We start from the raw sequence: 17,016 nt of genomic DNA, 5'->3' as shown, positions 1-17,016 counted from the left end.
CGATCACCTCACCGCTCTCCGGGTCCCGACCACAGGTGCCGCTTTCTCGCCCAACGCCCGGGTTCCGCACGTGTCTTCACCGCCGCCGCCCCCCTGCCCTTCCCGTCCTGGGGCTGCGTCCCCAGCCCCCTCAGGCCCCCAGACGTCCAGACCCGCAGTCGCACGGGCCGCCCTCGCACGGTTCCCCGCGCCCCTTCGTGCGCGCCGCTCGCGCCGACCGTCGGCGAGCGGTGGCGGGGGCCCCGGCCACTGCCGCACACCACCGCCGCCACACCACCGCACACCGGAAACCTCCGGCCACCCCGTCGGCCCCTCGCTGTCCGCCTCCCGTGTGAGGCCGTCACCCGTCTGCGCGGCACCGCGCGCCAACGGCACGCCGCTGTGGGCACCTTGGTCCTGACCGCAGGAGCGGGAACACCGTTCCTCCCGGCGCCACCGAGCGCCGAAAGGACACGGCGGGCGACTGCCGGACCGATGGACACAGGCGGAACGTCAGGGCTTCGACCGGCGGAAGGGACTGAGATGACCGGGCACCTCGACACGGAAGGCGACCTCGAGCGCCTCGTCGGTGAAGCGCTGCGCGCCGGCGCGACCGGCGCGCGCTGGAGCACTTCCCGCGACGAGACGTGGTGCCATGTCACGCCGGCCTCCGGGGCGGTGCCCGAGCAGGGCTGGAAGCTGCACCTGTCGGCGACGGTCGCCTCCGCCCCCGCGGTCCTCTCCCGGGCACTGGGTGTACTCCTGGCGGAGGACTCCGCGTTCAAGTTCGCCCGCTCACGGGAGAAGGTGAGCGCCCTCAACTCCCGCAGCACACCCCGGGGAAGCTCCGGGAAGTTCATCACCGTCTATCCGCGCGACGACATCGCCGCCGCCCGTCTGGCGCAGGAGCTGCACCGGGCCACGGCCGGTCTGGCCGGGCCGCAGATCCTGTCCGACCGGCCGTACGCGCCGGGCAGCTTGGTGCACTACCGCTACGGGGCGTTCGTCGCCCGGCGGCACCTCTCGGACGAGGGCCTGATGGTGTGGTACATCACGGACCCCGACGGCAACCCGGTGGAGGACCGGCGCACCGGCCGGTACGACCCGCCTTCCTGGGCCGTCTCGCCCTTCCCCTCCGCTCCCGACGTACCGGACCGGCAGGCCCCGTCCGGCGGGCCGGTGACCCTGGGCGGCCGCTTCGCCGTGCGGGAGGCGATCCGGCACACCAACAAGGGCGGCGTCTACCGGGGCACCGACGTGCGCACCGGCGCCCCCGTGGTGATCAAGGAGGCCCGGCCGCACGTCGAGGAGGACACGGACGGCCGGAGCGTACAGGACTGGCTGCGCGACGAGGCCCGTGCGCTGGAGCGGCTCGACGGGCTCGGCCTGGCGCCGGCGCCGCTGGCCCTGTTCGAACACGGCCGGCACCTGTTCCTCGCCGAGGAGGAGGTGCCGGGGGTCACCCTGCGCACCTGGGTGTCGGACCGCTTCCGCACCGTCGGCGCGGACCGCTACCGGGCCGACGCCCTCGACGTGGTGGTGCGGCTGGTGGACCTGGTGGCCGCGGCCCACGCGCAGGGCTGCGTCCTGCGGGACCTCACCCCCGGCAACGTCATGGTCCGTCCGGACGGCCGGCTGTGCCTGATCGACCTGGAACTCACCGTCCTCGACGAGACGTCCGCCCCGCCGACGCGGCTGGGCACCCCCGGGTTCAGCGCACCCGAACGCCTGGTCGACGCGCCCGTGTCCCGGACCGCCGACTTCTACAGCGTCGGGGCCACCGCCTGCTTCGTCCTGGCCGGCCGGGTGCCGACCCTGCTGGACGACGAGCCCGCCACCAGGCCCGTGGAACAGCGGCTCGCCGCGTGGCTGACCGCCTGCGCCGGGCGGCTCGGACTGGCCGACGGCCTGGTGGCGATGGTCCTCGGGCTGATGAGGGACGAGCCCGCCGCACGCTGGGACCTGGACAGGGCGCGCGAGGCCCTGCGGACCCTGGCGCCGCCGCAGGCGACGTCCACCCCGCCGCGCCGCCCGGCACACGCTCCCGCCGCACCGGACGGCGACCCGGACCCGGTGGCCGGGATCGTCGACCACCTCCTGAGCACCATGACGCCGGACGACGACGGACGGCTGTGGCCCGTCTCGACCACCGCGGGGGAGACCGCCCCCTGCACGGTCCAGCAGGGCGCGGCCGGCGTCCTCGCGGCCCTCACGAGGTATTTCGAACTCACCGGCGATCCACGCCTGCCGGAGGTGATCTCCACCGCGGGGCACTGGATCACCCGGCACACCGACACCCGTCAGGCCCGCCCCGGTCTGCACTTCGGCGAACGCGGCACCGCCTGGGCGCTGTACGACGCGGGCCGCGCCGTCGACGACGGCCGGCTCACCGACCACGCCCTCGCACTCGCCCTCGCGCCGCTGCGCCACACGCCGAGCCACGACATCACGCACGGCACCGCCGGCAGCGGACTCGCCGCCCTGCATCTGTGGCACCGGACCGGCGACGCGCGCTTCCTGGAGCGGGCCGTCGCCGCCGCCGACGAACTGGCCGTCGCGGCCGAGCCCGAGCCCACCGGGGTGAGCTGGGCGGCGCCCGCCGAGGCCGTCTCCCGGCTGGCCGGCAAGCGCTACCTCGGCTTCGCGCACGGCGTCGCCGGGATCGGCAGCTTCCTTCTGTCCACCGCGTCCGCCGCCCGGCGGCCCGACCTCCTGGACCTGGCCCTGGACGCGGGCGAGCACCTGATGGCCCACGCCGTGCTGATCGGCGAGGCCGCCCACTGGCCCGCCCAGGCCGCGAACGAACCCACGACCCCGTACTGGTGCCATGGTTCCGCCGGCATCGGCACGTTCCTCGTCCAGCTGTACCGGGCCACCGGCGACGACCGGTTCGGCGACCTCGCGCACCGCGCGACGCGTGCCGTGGCCGAGTACGCCTCCCGCGCTCCGCTCACCCAGTGCCACGGCCTGGCGGGCAACGGCGACTTCCTGCTCGACATGGCCGCCGCCACGCAGGACACCGCCCACCGCGCCCTGGCCGAGGAACTGGCGCGCCTCATCCTCACCCAGCGCTCCCATCGGCACGGCCACGTCGTCTTTCCCAACGAGTACGGGGACGTGTCGACCGGCTGGAGCGACGGGGCCGCCGGAATCCTGGCCTTCCTCCTGCGGCTGCGCCACACCTCCCCCAGGCTCTGGACGGTCCCGCCGCCGGCCGGGCGCCGAAGCCCCACAGACCCCCGGGTGGCGCACCAAGCGCTCCACCCGGTCGCCACCCCCTGAGCCGCGGTCCCTTCGCCGCTCAACCCCCACCGAGGAAAGGAACACCCATGGAGAACCTGGACCTTGAACTGCTGGCGGAGCTGCACGCCCTGCGCGAGACGGAGCCCGTCGAGATGGAGGCCTCCTACGGCGGCACCTGTGCCTGCGTCGGCCTGCTGACGGCGCTGAACACCATCTGCATCGGCATAACCTGCGCCTGATCCCGGCCGGCCCGGTCACGCCACCACGAGGAACGTACCGGGCCCGCGGGAAACCGGGGCCGGGCGATGGCCACGTCCGTTCCCGTTGTTATCGCGAACCCCGGCCGGCGGCCGTCCCCGACGACGGCCGGCCGGAACGCCCCTGAGGGGCCCGGATCCGCTCATGGGATCCGGGCCCCTTCGCCACGCCGGGGCGCGCCCGTCAGGGGGTCACGGCTTGCGGGCGAGACCGCCGTGCTCGCCGATGGGCTCCAGGCCCGAGGAGGCGCCCTCCGGACGCCACAGGGGGACCGACACGACCCCCGGTTCCAGGAGTTCCAGGCCGTCGAAGAAGGACGTGATCTGATCGACGGTGCGCAGGACGTACGGGGCGGCGCCGCTGTCGTTGTAGGCGTCCTGGGCGCGCTCGAAGACCGGGTCGATGCCGCGGGAGCCGTCGTTGACGGAGAGATGGCTGCCGGAGGGGAGCGCGCCCATCAGGCGGGTGACGACGGAGCGCGCCTGGTCGTAGTCGGGGATGTGACCCAGGATGTTGCTGAGGATGAGGCCGACGGGCCGGGTGAGGTCCAGCGTCCGGGCGGCGGCCTCCAGGATGCGGTCCGGTTCCAGCACGTCGGCGTCGACGTAGGCCGTGGCGCCCTCGGGGGCGGAGTAGAGCAGGACGCGGGCGTGCGTCAGGACCATCGGGTCGTTGTCGACGTAGACGATCCTGGACTCCGGGGCGATGCGCTGGGCCACCTCGTGGGTGTTGTCGGCCGTCGGCAGGCCGGTTCCGACGTCCAGGAACTGCCGGATGCCCGCCTCGGCCACCAGGTAGGTGATGTTGCGGCGCAGGAAGGCGCGGCTGCTGCGGGCGATGGTGACGATGCCGGGGAAGACGGCCGTGTACGCGTCGCCGGCCTCCTCGTCGACGGGGTAGTTGTCCTTCCCGCCCAGCCAGTAGTTCCAGATCCGGGCCGAGTGCGGCACCGACGTGTCGATCTTCTGCTGCGCCGCCGGCCCTTGCGTCGTCTCGGGGTGGGTCATGGGTACCGTCCGTCTTCGATCGAGGCCTGGAGTGTCCGGAGCACAAGTTACGTCCCAACAGCCCCACCGGGCACACCGGTTCACGTTTCCGGCGGGTCGGACGGAGCCGGCCCTGCGGGTGACAGGTGTCAGCCGGGCCGATCGGGACCGGACGGATCGGTGCCGGACCGCTGGGTACCGGGCGGGCCGATCGGTGGGGGGCAGGCCGATCGGTGGGGGGCGGCGGGGAGGAGGCGGGCCGTCGCGCCGCGCGCCGCTTCTCGCATGGCCGGGACCGCCCGGCGTCCGCGCGGGTGCGCCGGGCGCCGGACGGTCCGGTCCGCGAGGGGGCGGGGCGTGGGGTGTCAGGTGCGCCAGGTGTCGTTCAGCGTGACCAGCCCGCTCGATCCGACGGTGGCGGTGCGGTTGGCGCCGCTCTCCCAGGTGACGTTGCCGGAGGCGTCCTTGCGGATGTACTTGTAGGCGAAGGAGGTGCCGGCGGGCAGGGACACGTCGAGCTTCCACACGGGGTAGCTCGCCGGGTCCAGCTTGAGGGCGGCCGCGGTGTTCCAGTTGCCGAGGGCGGCGTTGTCGCCGGTGACGTAGATGTTCTGGCCCCACTGGGTGGTGGCGTTGACGTTGAACGACGCGCCGGTCGCCGTGTTCTGGCCGCCGCCGTTGTCGCCGCCGCCCGAGCCGCCGCCGCAGGTCTTCGCGCCCACCTGCAGGGCGAGGGCCGTGTTGGCTCCGAGGGTGGCGGTGAACTGGCCGGAGGAGTTCACCGTGACGCCCTTGCCGCTCTGCACGTCGCAGTAGTCGCCGGCGGGCAGGGAGGTCTGGAAGGTGCGGGTGAGCGAGGAGCCCTCGTGGTTGATGGCGACGTACGCCTTGTCGCCGCGGCCGAAGGCGATCTGGTTGCCGCCGTTGTCCCACCAGTTCGTGACCGCGGTCCCGGCGGCGGTGTTGCGGAACTTGACCATGCTCGCGATCTCGCGCCAGGCGTGCTGGCACTTCCAGCCGTCGGTGTAACAGGCGTTGACCTGACCGTTGTTCGGGCCGGCGGCGTCATTGTTCGTGAACTCATAGCCGGAGTGCACGTCGGGCGAGCCGTAGGGCCAGGCCAGCATGAAGACGTGGGCGAGGGTGTAGTTGGCGCCGTCCTTGTAGGTGAGGGTGGTGCCGTTGCGTTCGGTGTCGTGGTTGGTGACGAACACCGACGCCTTGTCGCTGGGCACGTACCCCCAGGCCTCGCCGAAGTTCTTCAGCTCCGCGAGCTTCTCGTTGTTGAAGACCCGCTTGAGGTCATAGGCGTAGTGGAACTCCTGTACGTCGCCGGTGCTGTAGTACTCGGACGGCTGGACGGCCTCGCCGGCGGCGCCGATCGTCTCCTGCTTCCAGTAGACGCCGGGGCTGGTGAGCCGGGACTTGATGTCGGCGAGGTCCTCCTCGGCGATGTGCTTGGCCGCGTCGATCCGGAAGCCGTCGACGCCGAGGGAGAGCAGGTCGTTCAGGTAGCCCGCGATGGTCTTGCGGACGTACGCCTCGTTGGTGTCGAGGTCGGGCAGGCCGACCAGTTCGCAGTGCTGGACGTTCCAGCGGTCCGCGTAGTTGCTGATGGTCGAGGTGCAGTCGTCCATGTCGGCGGCCGAGTAGGTGCCGGGGTAGTCGTACTTGGTGAAGGACGATCCGGCGGTGCCCGTCCCGGAGGCGTTCGCCATGTGGTTGATCACTGCATCGGCGACCACCTTGACGCCGGCGGCGTGACAGGTGTCGACCATGTTCTTGAAGGCGGTGCGGTCGCCGAGCTTGGTGCCGATCTTGTAGCTGACCGGCTGGTAGGCCGTCCACCAGGTGTTGCCCTGTATGTGCTCGTTGGGCGGGGAGACCTGGACGTACCCGTACCCGTCCGGACCCAGTTCGTCGGTGCAGGCCTTGGCGACGGAGGCGAAGTTCCACTCGAACATCACCGCGGTGACGTCCTTGCCGCCGGGCGCGCTGGCCTGCGCCGGCGTCGGTGCCGTGACGGCCACAGCGGCTCCCGCCACTACGGCGAGTGCAGCGGCCACGGTCTTTCTGGCCATGGTTTCTCCAGTTGTGGAAGTGGGGTGTACCGGAGCAGCAGCCTCGGTGGCAACGCGCCGTGCCGGAGAAGGCCGTTGTGCCGTCCCTTGCCGCCGTTGGTTCTTGCTGCAAGAGATTGCGGCCGAGACCGTACGGCGCTGTATTACCGCCGGTCAACCCTTCGCGCACAAATGGCAGTTCAGCAGGCAACAAGTGAACCGAAGGCGTAGCAAGCTCTTTCGCAAAATTTTCAACGGTGCTACGTTCGTCGAACTCCGGCCCACGGCCGCGGGGCCGGCAGGTGAACAGCCGCAGCCCCTACGCGCCCGGCCGGTGGGCCGGAGTGCCCACCGGCCCACCGCCGGAAGTCGTGCCGTGGGGATCTCTTCCGGACCACCGCGTCGACCGCTTCGGGACCACCACTCCGCCGCCCCCTCGGTACTGCCGTGCCGGCTTGCCGACCGAGCCGCGTCGCCCACCGTCCGTGGCGAGATCCAGTCGCCGACGGCCGGCCGTCGGCACCGGCTGCGTCAAAGACCCGGTGACACTCGATACGGCGGTTTTCCGACGGTCCTCCTGCCGCCCGGAAGCCGCCGGACACACCTCGCCGGCCCCTGTGACAGCGGGTGATGGGCGTCCACGCCGCTCACCGCGTTCTTCCCCGGCTCTCGGCACGGCCCGCACACCCCCAGTAGCATGCGCAGCGTCATCCACCAAAGGGAGTGAACGGCTGTGCCCACCAAATCAGCCACGGCCACGGTCCGGTCGCGGTATGCCGAGCAAGCAGCGACGGATCTGGCCGAGAACCGCCGTCAGCAAAACGAGTTGACACGCCAGCTGGAGACCCTGCGGCAGGAGGAGACGCTGCTGCTGGACATCCTCGACCTCGCGGGACACCCGGCCGCCGCCTCCGACACGGCACACGTGCCGCAGCAGGCCCGCAACGAACCCACCCCCCGGCCCGCGACGGAGGAGGCCCCCGCGGTATCGGCCGCCACCTCCGCGCCCGGCGCTCCCGCCGTGCCGGACGCCACCGACAGCGCCCCGGCCGAGCACCCGGCGCCCGCGAAGGACGAGACCGCCCTCGCGACGACCCCGGACGCCGCCCCGAAGACCGCCCCCACGGCGGCTCCCAAGGCCGGCGCGAAGAAGCGCACCGCGAAGAGCACCGCCGCCGGCACCGGCAGGAACACCGCCAGGAGCACGGCGAAGACCGCGAAGACCGCGAAGACCGCGACGAAGAACACCGTCAAGAGCACCGAGGGAACCACCTCGAAGAGCGCCGGCAAGAGCACGGGCCGGAGCGCCGGCAAGGCGGCCGCGAAGAAGGACGAGCCGCAGGTCCTGCTCCGCGACCTCCTTCTGGACCTGCTCGGCGGGCACAGCGAGCCGCGCCTGGCGGCCGAACTGCGCGAGGAACTGCTGAGCAAGCACCCGGACCGCGAGCCCACCCCCCAGGTCGTGCGCAACACCCTGGAGGCGCTGGTCGCCAAGGGACGCATCCAGCGTCACAAGCAGGGCAGGTCGGTGATGTACACCCTGGTGGGGCCGGAGCAGGAGGACGCGCAGGCCGGCGCCGCCTGACCCGGCGGCACGGACACACGCGGCCGCGGCCGCCGACGGCCACACCCGGTCGCCATCGGCCGCCCCCGGCCGCGACGGCCCGCGCACACCCGTGGGGCCGGGCGCGGGCCGTCCGACGAGGCACGGCTCCCGCCCCGGCGCACCGCCGGCACCGGCGACGGCAGCCCGCGTCGCCGCGTGGGGGTCAGGAGCTGGTGAGGACGACGAGCCGCCGGGTCGCCCTGGTCATCGCGACATAGCGGTCCACCGCTCCCTCGACGCCGTCGCCGAACTTCTCCGGGTCGACGAGCACGACCAGGTCGAACTCGAGCCCCTTCGCCAACTCCGGTGTCAGCGAGCGCACTCGGGACGTCTCCCGGAACGTGGGAGCGCCGATGACACAGGCCGTGCCTTCGGTGTTCGCGGCGAGCCAGGTGTCGACGACCGACTCCAGCTCCGCGGCGGGACCGTGGCCGACGGGGATGCCGGCGGCGCGGACGGACGTCGGCACGTTGGCGTCCGGCAGCACGGCCCGGATGACCGGCTCGGCCTCCGCCATGACCTCCCGCGGCGTCCGGTAGTTGACGCTCAAGGAGGCGACCTCGATCCGGTCGAGCCCGATCCGCTCCAGCCGTTCGCGCCACGACTCGGGAAATCCGTGCCTCGCCTGGGCGCGGTCCCCGACGACGGTGAAGCTGCGGGACGGACAGCGCGACAGCAGCATCTGCCACTCCGCGTCGGTCAGTTCCTGGGCCTCGTCCACCACGATGTGCGCGAACGGACCGGCGAGCAGGTCGGGTTCGGCGCTCGGCAGCGCGCTCTCGTCGACCAGACTGTTCCGCAGGTCCTGTCCGTGCAGCATCGTCACCGCGCCCTCACCGTCGTCGTCTGCCGCGAGCACGGCGTCGATGACGGCGCTCATGCGCTCGCGCTCGGCGGCGAGGGAGGCTTCGTGCCGGCGCCGGCGGCGCGCGGTCGCGGGGTCGCCGAGCCGCTGGCGGGCCGCGTCCAGCAACGGCAGGTCGGACACCGTCCAGGCCCGGTCGTCCGCGCGCCGCAGTGTGCGCACCTCCTCGCGGCTCAGCCAGGGAGCGCACATCCGCAGGTAGGCGGGGACCGACCACAGGTCCGAGACGAGGTCGGCCGCCTCCAGCAGCGGCCAGGCCCGGTCGAGCGTCCCGGTCAGCTCCTCGTCGTGCAGCAGCGCCCTGCGCAGCAGGACGGGGGACACGTCGCCGTCGTGCTTGTCCGCCAGGATCGTGACCAGGGCCTCCCAGATCTGGTCGCGCGCCTCGTTGTGCGGGGTGCCCGGTTCGGCCGCCCCGAACGCCTCGGCCCAGTCGTCGGCGCTCAGCAGGACGTCGGACCAGGGGGTGGTGACCGTCATCGGCTCGGTGGGCGGCTCCTCGTAGAACCTGACGGCGGTCTCGATCGCCCGCACCAGGTCCGCGGACGACTTCAGCCGGGCGACCTCCGGGTCGCTCTCGTCCACCGCCGTGGCGCCCTCGGCGACCAGGTCCCGCAGGACGCAGGTCCGCACTCCCTCCTCTCCCAGGCTCGGCAGGACGTCGGCGACGTAGGCCAGATAGGGCCGGTGCGGACCGACGAACAGCACGCCGCCCCGGCGGTGACCGAGACGCGGGTCGGAGTGCAGGAGGTAGGCGGAGCGGTGCAGCGCGACCACGGTCTTGCCGGTGCCCGGACCGCCGTCGACGACGAGGGCACCGCGGGATCCCGCCCGGATGATCGCGTCCTGGTCGGCCTGGATGGTGCCGAGCACGTCCCGCATGCGTGCCGACCTGTTGGCGCCGAGACTGGCGATGAAGGCGGACTGGTCGTCGAGCGCGGCGCGCCGCTCCAGCCCGTCGGCGGTGAACACCTCGTCCCAGTAGTCGCTGATCCGGCCGCGGGTCCAGCGGTACCTGCGGCGGCTCGCCAGCCCCATCGGGTTGGCGTGGGTGGCGCCGAAGAACGGCTCGGCCGCCGGGGAGCGCCAGTCGACCAGCAGCCGGCGGCCCGCGCTGTCGGTGAGGCCGAGCCGTCCCACGTACACCGGTTCGGGATCGTCCGCGCCGACCATGTGTCCCAGGCACAGGTCCGCGCCGAAGCGGCGCAGTGTGCGCAGGCGGGCGGTCAGCCGGTGGATCTCGGCGTCCCGGTCCATCGCCTGCCGGCCCACACCGCCGGGCGCCCGGCGTTCGGCGTCGAGAAGACCGGTCAGTTCGGCGATCGTCTGCTCGAGGGTCTCCGTGACGGCCGCGAAGTGCCGCTCGTCGCCGCCGATCAGAGCCGGGTCGGCCTTGGCGGCGAGCCGGTCGGGAAGATCGAACGCGCTGGTGGTCAAAGGGGTCATATCGGCGCAGCACACTCCGTGCATCTCATATTTCCGCAGGTTGCGGCCTCGGCGAGCGATTGTGCGGCACGACGGGGGCCTTGCCGCAAGCCCCCCACCGCGCTATAAGTTGAAAGTGGCGAAGAGTGCCTGCTCCTGAGTGACCACCCTCGGAGCGCCCACGCCGCCCTCCACACAGACCCCGCCTGGCCCGGTATGCGCCCGCACGGCCCACCGACGGCCGGCTGTCACCCTCGTACGCATCCGCCCACGACCCATGACCCGGGCCCGGCGACCGCCGACCCACGACCCGTGACCCGCGTCGCGAAGCTCCCGCCCGAGGACGGCGACACCTGTCCACCGGGGGTCCCTGGTGCCTGACGGGCGTTCAGACGCGGCCCATTGATGGGTCAATGAGGACAAATGAGGAGTAACTCATCCTCAATTTTTGCTTTCTAACGTGTCGCTGCAGCGAATGATCATGCGCGTTAGTAAGGTGTCCCCATGAGTTCGCCAGCCACTTCCAGCGACCGCGAGAAGGTCGTCTCCAAACTGCCGGGATGGCTCCGGCAGAATCTCAAGGTAAGGGCCGCCCAGCACGGCGTCGAGATCCAGACGGCCGTGGAACAGGGCATCGACGCGTGGATCGCCCTCGCCTCCACTCCCGCCACCGTCGACACCGCCGGGGCCGACTCCTTCTCCACCTTCCTTCCCGAGGGTCAGTGGGAGAGGTTCCGCGACGTGGCCGCCGACCGGCGGGTCTCCCTCATCCAGGGTCTCGCACAATCGGTCCAGTTGTGGCTCGACAACACGCCCGCGCCGGACATCGAGCGGCCGGCCGTCACCCGGCGGATCATCGTCTGCAACCAGAAGGGCGGCGTCGGCAAGACCGCCATCGCGGCCGGTGTCGGCGAGGCACTGGCGGAGGACCCCGGCTCACTGCACCCGGTCCGGGTCGCCAAGGCCCTCTCGGCGGCCCTGCGCGCCAGCGACCAGGCGGGCGAGGGCACCGGGGCGGACAGCGACCCCCTCGACGTGGAGAGCCTGCCCGGCCTCGGCCTGCGGGTGCTCCTGGTCGACTTCGACCCGCAGTGCCACCTGACCAACCAGCTCGGGGCCACCCCGCTGCCGATGAACGGCGACAGCCTCACCAACCACATGGCGGGCGACCCCAAGGGCGATCTGCGCGACCTGATCGTCTCCATCGACGACGACACCTTCGGCGGCCGCCTCCACCTGCTGCCCGCCTGCCACGACGCCTTCCTCCTCGACGTGCGCCTGTCGGCCGTACGGGCCCGGGAGGCGGCGCTGGAGCGGGCGCTGCTGCCCCTGGAGAGCGACTACGACATCATCCTCGTCGACTGCCCGCCCAGCCTCGGCCTGAGCATGGACGCCGCCGCCTACTACGGCCGGCGCCGCGAGGGGGAGCGGCCCGGCCAGTCCGGCGCCCTGATCGTGGTCCAGGCGGAGGACAGCTCGGCCGACGCCTACGACCTGCTCACCAACCAGATCGAGGACCTGCGCGGCGACCTCGCCCTGGACCTCGACTACCTGGGCATCGTCGTCAACCTCTACGACGGCCGCCGGGGTTACATCGCGACGTCGTCCCTGCAGGGCTGGGTCGACATAAAAGACCCCCGCGTGGTCGGACTCATCAGCGACCTGAAGGAACAGAAGGAGGCCGTACGCATGAAGCAGCCCCTCCTGTCCTACGCCCCCTCATCGCAGCAGGCGGTGGGCATGCGGGCCCTCGCACGGGAGATCTCATGAGCAAGGCCGACCAGCTCGGAACGGGCCGTTTCGGCGCCACCGCACGACCGGTCAGCGCACGCCGGGCGGCGATCGGCGCGGCGACCGGCGTCCCCACGGAAGGCGTCGCCCCGCCCACCCGGCTTCCCCTGGACCGCATCAGCCCCAACCCGGACAACCCCCGCACCAGCCTGGGCGACCTCGCCGAACTCACCGGAAGCCTGCGCGAACACGGCCAGAAGCAGGCCATCACGGTGATGAACCGCGACGCCTACGTCAAGGCCAACCCCGAACGCGAGAGCGAACTGTCCGCCGACGCCACCCATGTCGTCGTCGACGGCAGCAGCCGCCTGGCGGCGGCGCGCGAGGCCGGACTGACCCACCTGAACGTGATGGTGGACGACGACCAGGGAACCGACTCCGAGGCCATCCTCGAGTCCGCCCTCGTCGCCAACGTGCACCGTCAGGAACTGGAGCCCCTGGACGAGGCCCGGGCGCTGCAGCGCCTGCTCGCCATCCACGGGACGCAGACCCGGCTGGCGAAGCGGCTGCACAAGTCGCAGGGCTGGGTCTCGCAGCGCCTGGCCCTCCTCAACCTCGCGCCCGCGCTGCAGGAGCGCATCGGCGAAGAGCGCATCGACCTGCTGCGCGCCGTGGGCAACAAGCCCGCCGAGGAGCAGGAGGCCGCCCTGGAGTCGCTCAAGCGCGAGCAGGCGCGCGCGGAGGCGGAGAAGGCGGAGCGGCGCAGGGAGCGGGAGGCCGCGGCCACCGGGCAGGCGTCCGGTCCGGCCGACACGCCCGGCCGCACGGACGACTTCCCCGCCTCCTCCCCCGGGGGAGGGGAGGGGGAGCCGGACGCCACGCCCGAGGCGGCCGACCCGGACGGGGCCGACGGCACGGCGGGGTCCACCCCATCGCCTTCGCCCGCCGGATCGCCTTCGCCCGCCGGGCCGGACGAGCCCGCGAGCCCGGCCCGGTCCGTGGACGCGGTCGAGTCCATGGACTCGGCCGAGTCCGAGGGTCCCGGCGAGCCCGAGGGTCCCACCGAGTCCCCGGGTTCCGCCGAGTCCGCGGCTCCCGAGGGCGGCGACGGAGACGCGTACGGCGGCGCTCAGGTGGCCTCCTACGGTGACACCGCCGTGCCGGGGCCTCCGGAGCCCCAGGACGGCGGGCAGCAGCGCCCGGCGGCGCCCACGCGCCCCGCTCCGGTCCCTGCCGCCGCCACGGCCGTGTCACCGGCTCTCAGCCCCTCCGCCCCGGCCGCCGCCCCCACCGCCGCCCCCGTGGACGGCGCGCCGCTGGACGGCGTCCCCGAGCCACGGGGCGCCGAGGCCGTGGGGGAGGGCGATCAGGCCGACGCTGACCAGGAGAGCGGGGACCAGGCGGGCGCCGAGGCGTACGCCCGGCCCCGGCTCCCGTACGACGACGGGGTCTTCCTCGCCCACCATCTGATCCGCAAGATGCCCGACAGCGCGTTCGACAGGATGCTGGAGCTCCTCAACGAGCACCAGCGGCAGCGCGACGCGGTGCGTCAGGGCAGTGCCTGACCCGAGAGGGACGGGGAACCAGGGACCGAACGTGCCGCGTCCCTGCCCGAAGGGCCGCTGGCCGCGCGTCATCAGCGCCGGTCAGGGGCCCGGGACGGCTCATCCAGGGACCGGAGGGACCCGGACCCGAAGTGGAGTCGGCCGCTCCGTACCGCCCCCGAAGGGCCGGGGGCGGTACGCCGGATACCCATCAGTAGGGTGAAGTGCGGGCAATTCACCCGCATGGTGACTCCCACCCAGGGACCAAGGGACTCAAGGGACCGAGAAAACTGATAGAAACGGCACGCGGAGGGGCTGCGGGATCCCTGGGGACGATGAGCCCTACACTTTTCCTGGATTACAGTCCCTTCGGTCCCTGACCGGGCGTCACCTGCCAGCCGGGCCGCCGTGAAGTGACCGAAGACGAGATGTGACGAGGACGATTCGCGTGCCGCGCCATGGTGAGATCAGCGAACGCACCGCTGCGGGCGGCCCCGTGCCGCCGCGCTCGGTCGCGCGGTGGTGCGCCGCCCAGGGCTGGCCGGTCCATCCGCTGGCCCCGGGGCGCAAGACCCCCGCGGCCAACTGCCCGGACTGCCGGAGCCGCCGGCACGCCCCGGCGGCCTGCCCCTGCCTCCCGGCCGGGCGTCCCTGCCACGGCTTCCACGCCGCCACGACCGACCCGCGGCGCATCGACGACTGGTGGACCGCCACTCCGTCGGCGGGCGTGGGCGTCGCCTGCGGCCCCGCCCGCCTGGTCGTCATCGACATCGACGCCCACGCGGCCGAGGTACCCGACCGCGGCCGGCTGCTGCCCGGCATCCCCATCCCCGAACAGGTGACCCTGGACGGGCTGGCGTCCGGCTTCGACACCCTCGCCCTGCTGGCCGCCTTCCGCGGCCGGCCCGACCCCGCGTGCGACGAGGACACCCTCCGGGTCCGTACGCCCTCCGGCGGCCTGCACGTGTGGTACCGCAACCCCGACCCGGCCACCCGGCTGCGCTGTTCCACCGGTTCGGGCAGCAGGGCCGCCCTGGCCTGGCAGGTGGACGTCCGCGCCGACGGCGGCTACATCGTGGCGCCCACCACCCGTACGGCGCAGGGCGTGTACCGCGCGCTGGGTTCCACGCGCACTCCGGCGCCGCTGCCCGACTGGCTGCGCGACGAACTCGTCCGCACCGGCCACCTCGTCGGCCCGGCCCCCTCCGAGCCCCCGGACGGGCCGGCACACGAAGGGACGAGCGGGGTCCCGGACGCCGCGGCCCCCGAGGGGGCCACCCGGCCCCGTCGCACGCCGCCGGTCCGCCGGGCCCCGCGGACCGGCGCGGCGCACCGGGTCCTCGATCCGCTGATCGCCCAGGTCGCCCGCTGCGCCGAGGCACGCGAGGGCACCGCGTTCACGGAGAAGCTCAACCGGGCCGCCTACACCGCGGGCGGGCTGGTCGCCGCCGGGCACCTGGACCGCGCCACGGTCCGGGACCGGCTCGTACGGGTCGCCGAGCACGCCCGGCCGTGGCAGCAGGCGCGCAACGAGGCGATCGTCGACGATGCCCTCGCCGTGGGGTCCGCCCGTCCGCTCCACCTCGAAGGACGTTCATGAGCAGCGCCGAGAGCACGCCGCGGTTCGACCCACAGGCCGCCGCTCAGCAGATGCTCGACCTGCAGATGCTGGAGCAGACGGTCGAACAGCCCGTGCCCGCCCTCGTGCCCCCGCAGGCCTACCCCGACGCCGCCGCGGCCCCGGCCCGCCCCCTGGGCGCGGCGGTCCCGACGGCCCCCCTGCCGCCCTCCCTCTCCGACCGCGGCAACGCACGGCTGTTCGTCCGGCTGCACCGCGACCAGTTCCGGCACGTGGAGGGACTGGGCTGGTTCGTGTGGGACGGCTACCGGTGGAAGCGCGGCGGCGGCGAGAAGGCCGCGCTGTGGGCGGCGGGCGAGATGGCCGAGGACATGCCCGACAGCGACCCGCGCGGCGTGTTCAGCGAGCGGGAGATCGCCCACCACAAGCGGCGCACCCTGTCGACGGCCGGCATGAAGGCGCTGCTCACCCAGGCCAAGGCGTCCCCCGACCTGTCCGTCGACCCCGACGAACTGGACGGCGACCCCTACGCGCTGTGCACGCCCGCCGGCGTCGTCGACCTGCACAACGGCCACATCCGCAAGGCCGACCCGACCCGCGACTTCCACTCCCGCGCCACCAGCGTCGCCCCCCAGCGCATGGAGACCCCCCGCTGGCACCGGTTCCTCGCGGACACCTTCGGCGACGACGCCGAGGGCCGGGAGATGATCGCCTTCCTGCACCTCATGCTGGGCTACTCCATCACCGGCGACGTGGGCGCCCAGGTGCTGCCGTTCCTGCACGGCGAGGGCAAGAACGGCAAGTCCGTGCTGCTGGACACGATGATCCAGATCCTGGGCGACTACGCCGACGCCGCCCCGCCCGGCTTCCTGATGGACCGCGGCGCCTTCTCCGAGCACTCCACGGAACTGACCGAACTGCACGGGCGGCGGCTGGTGGTGTGCAGCGAGCTGAAGCCCAACGACAAGTTCGACGAGGCCCGGGTACGGCTGCTGACCGGCGGCGACAAGATCAAGGCGCGCCGGATGCGGCAGGACTACTTCTCCTTCACGCCCACCCACCACCTGTGGCTGCTGGGCAACCACCGGCCCGAGGTGTCCACGGGCGGCTTCGCCTTCTGGCGCCGTATCCGTCTGCTGCCGTTCACCCGGACGGTGCCGGCCGAGCGCCGGATCGACAACCTGGCCTTCGAGCTGGTCCGCGACGAGGGGCCCGGCATCCTGCAGTGGCTGATCGAGGGCGCCCAGCGCTATCTGGCGACCCGGGACCCGCTGGAGGGCCCCGACAGGGTCCGTATCGCCACCTCCGCCTACGCCTCGACCGAGGACCACATCGGCCGCTTCCTCGCCGAGTGCTGCACCCGGGGCGGTGAGAACGCCCGTGACCTGCGGGTCGAGCAGGGTCTGCTCTACACGGAGTACAGCTCCTGGTGCCACGCGGGCGAGGGCATCCGGCCCGCCACACCGCGCGCCTTCGCCAACCGTGTCCGGCAGGAGGTCGGAGTGGCCTCGCCGGCCGACATGATCAAGTCCAACGGACGCAAGTACTACCCCGGTATCGCCCTGGTGGAACAGGCATGATGACAGTCGCTTTCGGGCACTCCCTGGCATGCGGCCTACACCCCCGTCCGCATGCGCTCTACCATGGGGGCCGGGCCCCGCACACGGCGACCGCCACACAACGGGCCGCCACTGGCCGGTGCGCAGGCCACCGTGACGCGCACACGCACACATGCCGGGC

At 72.8% G+C, this 17,016-nt stretch carries 10 protein-coding genes; 7 read left to right on the top strand and 3 right to left on the bottom strand.

Annotated features, from left to right (window positions below):
* Window positions 1–522: 522 nt before the first annotated feature.
* Both lanL and ACH5A8_RS30290 read left to right on the top strand, forming a co-directional pair.
* Window positions 523–3,261, top strand: coding sequence for a class IV lanthionine synthetase LanL (gene lanL, locus ACH5A8_RS30295; RefSeq protein ID WP_399007157.1), 2,739 nt, complete (start codon window positions 523–525; stop codon window positions 3,259–3,261).
* 47 nt (window positions 3,262–3,308) lie between these two features.
* Window positions 3,309–3,461 (top strand): VenA family class IV lanthipeptide, encoded by a 153-nt coding sequence (locus ACH5A8_RS30290; RefSeq protein ID WP_399007156.1) that lies wholly within the window; start codon window positions 3,309–3,311, stop codon window positions 3,459–3,461.
* Between the two features lie 210 nt (window positions 3,462–3,671).
* Here the strand turns inward: ACH5A8_RS30290 and ACH5A8_RS30285 are convergent, their stop codons facing one another.
* Both ACH5A8_RS30285 and ACH5A8_RS30280 read right to left on the bottom strand, forming a co-directional pair.
* Window positions 3,672–4,487 carry an SAM-dependent methyltransferase gene (locus ACH5A8_RS30285; protein WP_399007155.1) on the bottom strand — a complete coding sequence of 272 codons (816 nt, stop codon included), beginning with the start codon at window positions 4,485–4,487 and terminating at the stop codon, window positions 3,672–3,674.
* A 344-nt stretch (window positions 4,488–4,831) separates the two neighbouring features.
* A complete protein-coding gene (locus ACH5A8_RS30280; protein WP_399007154.1) occupies window positions 4,832–6,547 on the bottom strand; it encodes a carbohydrate-binding module family 20 domain-containing protein in 1,716 nt (571 codons plus the stop codon).
* Between the two features lie 805 nt (window positions 6,548–7,352).
* On the opposite strand from ACH5A8_RS30280, the gene ACH5A8_RS30275 reads away from it, so the two are divergent.
* The gene (locus tag ACH5A8_RS30275) at window positions 7,353–8,111 is read left to right on the top strand and encodes a hypothetical protein (protein WP_399007153.1); all 759 of its coding nucleotides are present in this window, start codon (window positions 7,353–7,355) and stop codon (window positions 8,109–8,111) included.
* Window positions 8,112–8,295: 184 nt separating this feature from the next.
* Here ACH5A8_RS30275 and helR read toward each other — a convergent pair whose 3' ends face one another.
* On the bottom strand, window positions 8,296–10,443 hold the full coding sequence (helR, locus tag ACH5A8_RS30270; protein ID WP_399007152.1) for an RNA polymerase recycling motor ATPase HelR: 2,148 nt from the start codon (window positions 10,441–10,443) through the stop codon (window positions 8,296–8,298).
* 483 nt (window positions 10,444–10,926) lie between these two features.
* Between helR and ACH5A8_RS30265 the strand changes: the two genes are divergently transcribed.
* From ACH5A8_RS30265 to ACH5A8_RS30250, 4 genes are all read left to right on the top strand, one after another.
* Window positions 10,927–12,192, top strand: coding sequence for a ParA family protein (locus ACH5A8_RS30265; protein WP_399007151.1), 1,266 nt, complete (start codon window positions 10,927–10,929; stop codon window positions 12,190–12,192).
* Window positions 12,189–13,718 (top strand): ParB/RepB/Spo0J family partition protein, encoded by a 1,530-nt coding sequence (locus tag ACH5A8_RS30260; protein ID WP_399007150.1) that lies wholly within the window; start codon window positions 12,189–12,191, stop codon window positions 13,716–13,718. The genes ACH5A8_RS30265 and ACH5A8_RS30260 overlap by 4 nt, the downstream gene beginning before the upstream one ends.
* A gap of 427 nt (window positions 13,719–14,145) precedes the next feature.
* Complete coding sequence (locus tag ACH5A8_RS30255; RefSeq protein WP_399007149.1) at window positions 14,146–15,297, top strand: bifunctional DNA primase/polymerase; 1,152 nt, start codon at window positions 14,146–14,148, stop codon at window positions 15,295–15,297.
* The gene (locus ACH5A8_RS30250; RefSeq protein ID WP_399007148.1) at window positions 15,294–16,856 is read left to right on the top strand and encodes a phage/plasmid primase, P4 family; all 1,563 of its coding nucleotides are present in this window, start codon (window positions 15,294–15,296) and stop codon (window positions 16,854–16,856) included. The genes ACH5A8_RS30255 and ACH5A8_RS30250 overlap by 4 nt, the downstream gene beginning before the upstream one ends.
* The last annotated feature ends 160 nt before the right edge of the window (window positions 16,857–17,016 follow it).

The sequence above is a fragment of the Streptomyces sp. NPDC018610 genome (assembly GCF_044391765.1).
Classification (GTDB): Bacteria; Actinomycetota; Actinomycetes; order Streptomycetales; family Streptomycetaceae; genus Streptomyces.
The sequence above is the reverse complement of the archived record's forward strand: the minus strand, read 5'-3'. Positions and strand labels throughout refer to the sequence as shown.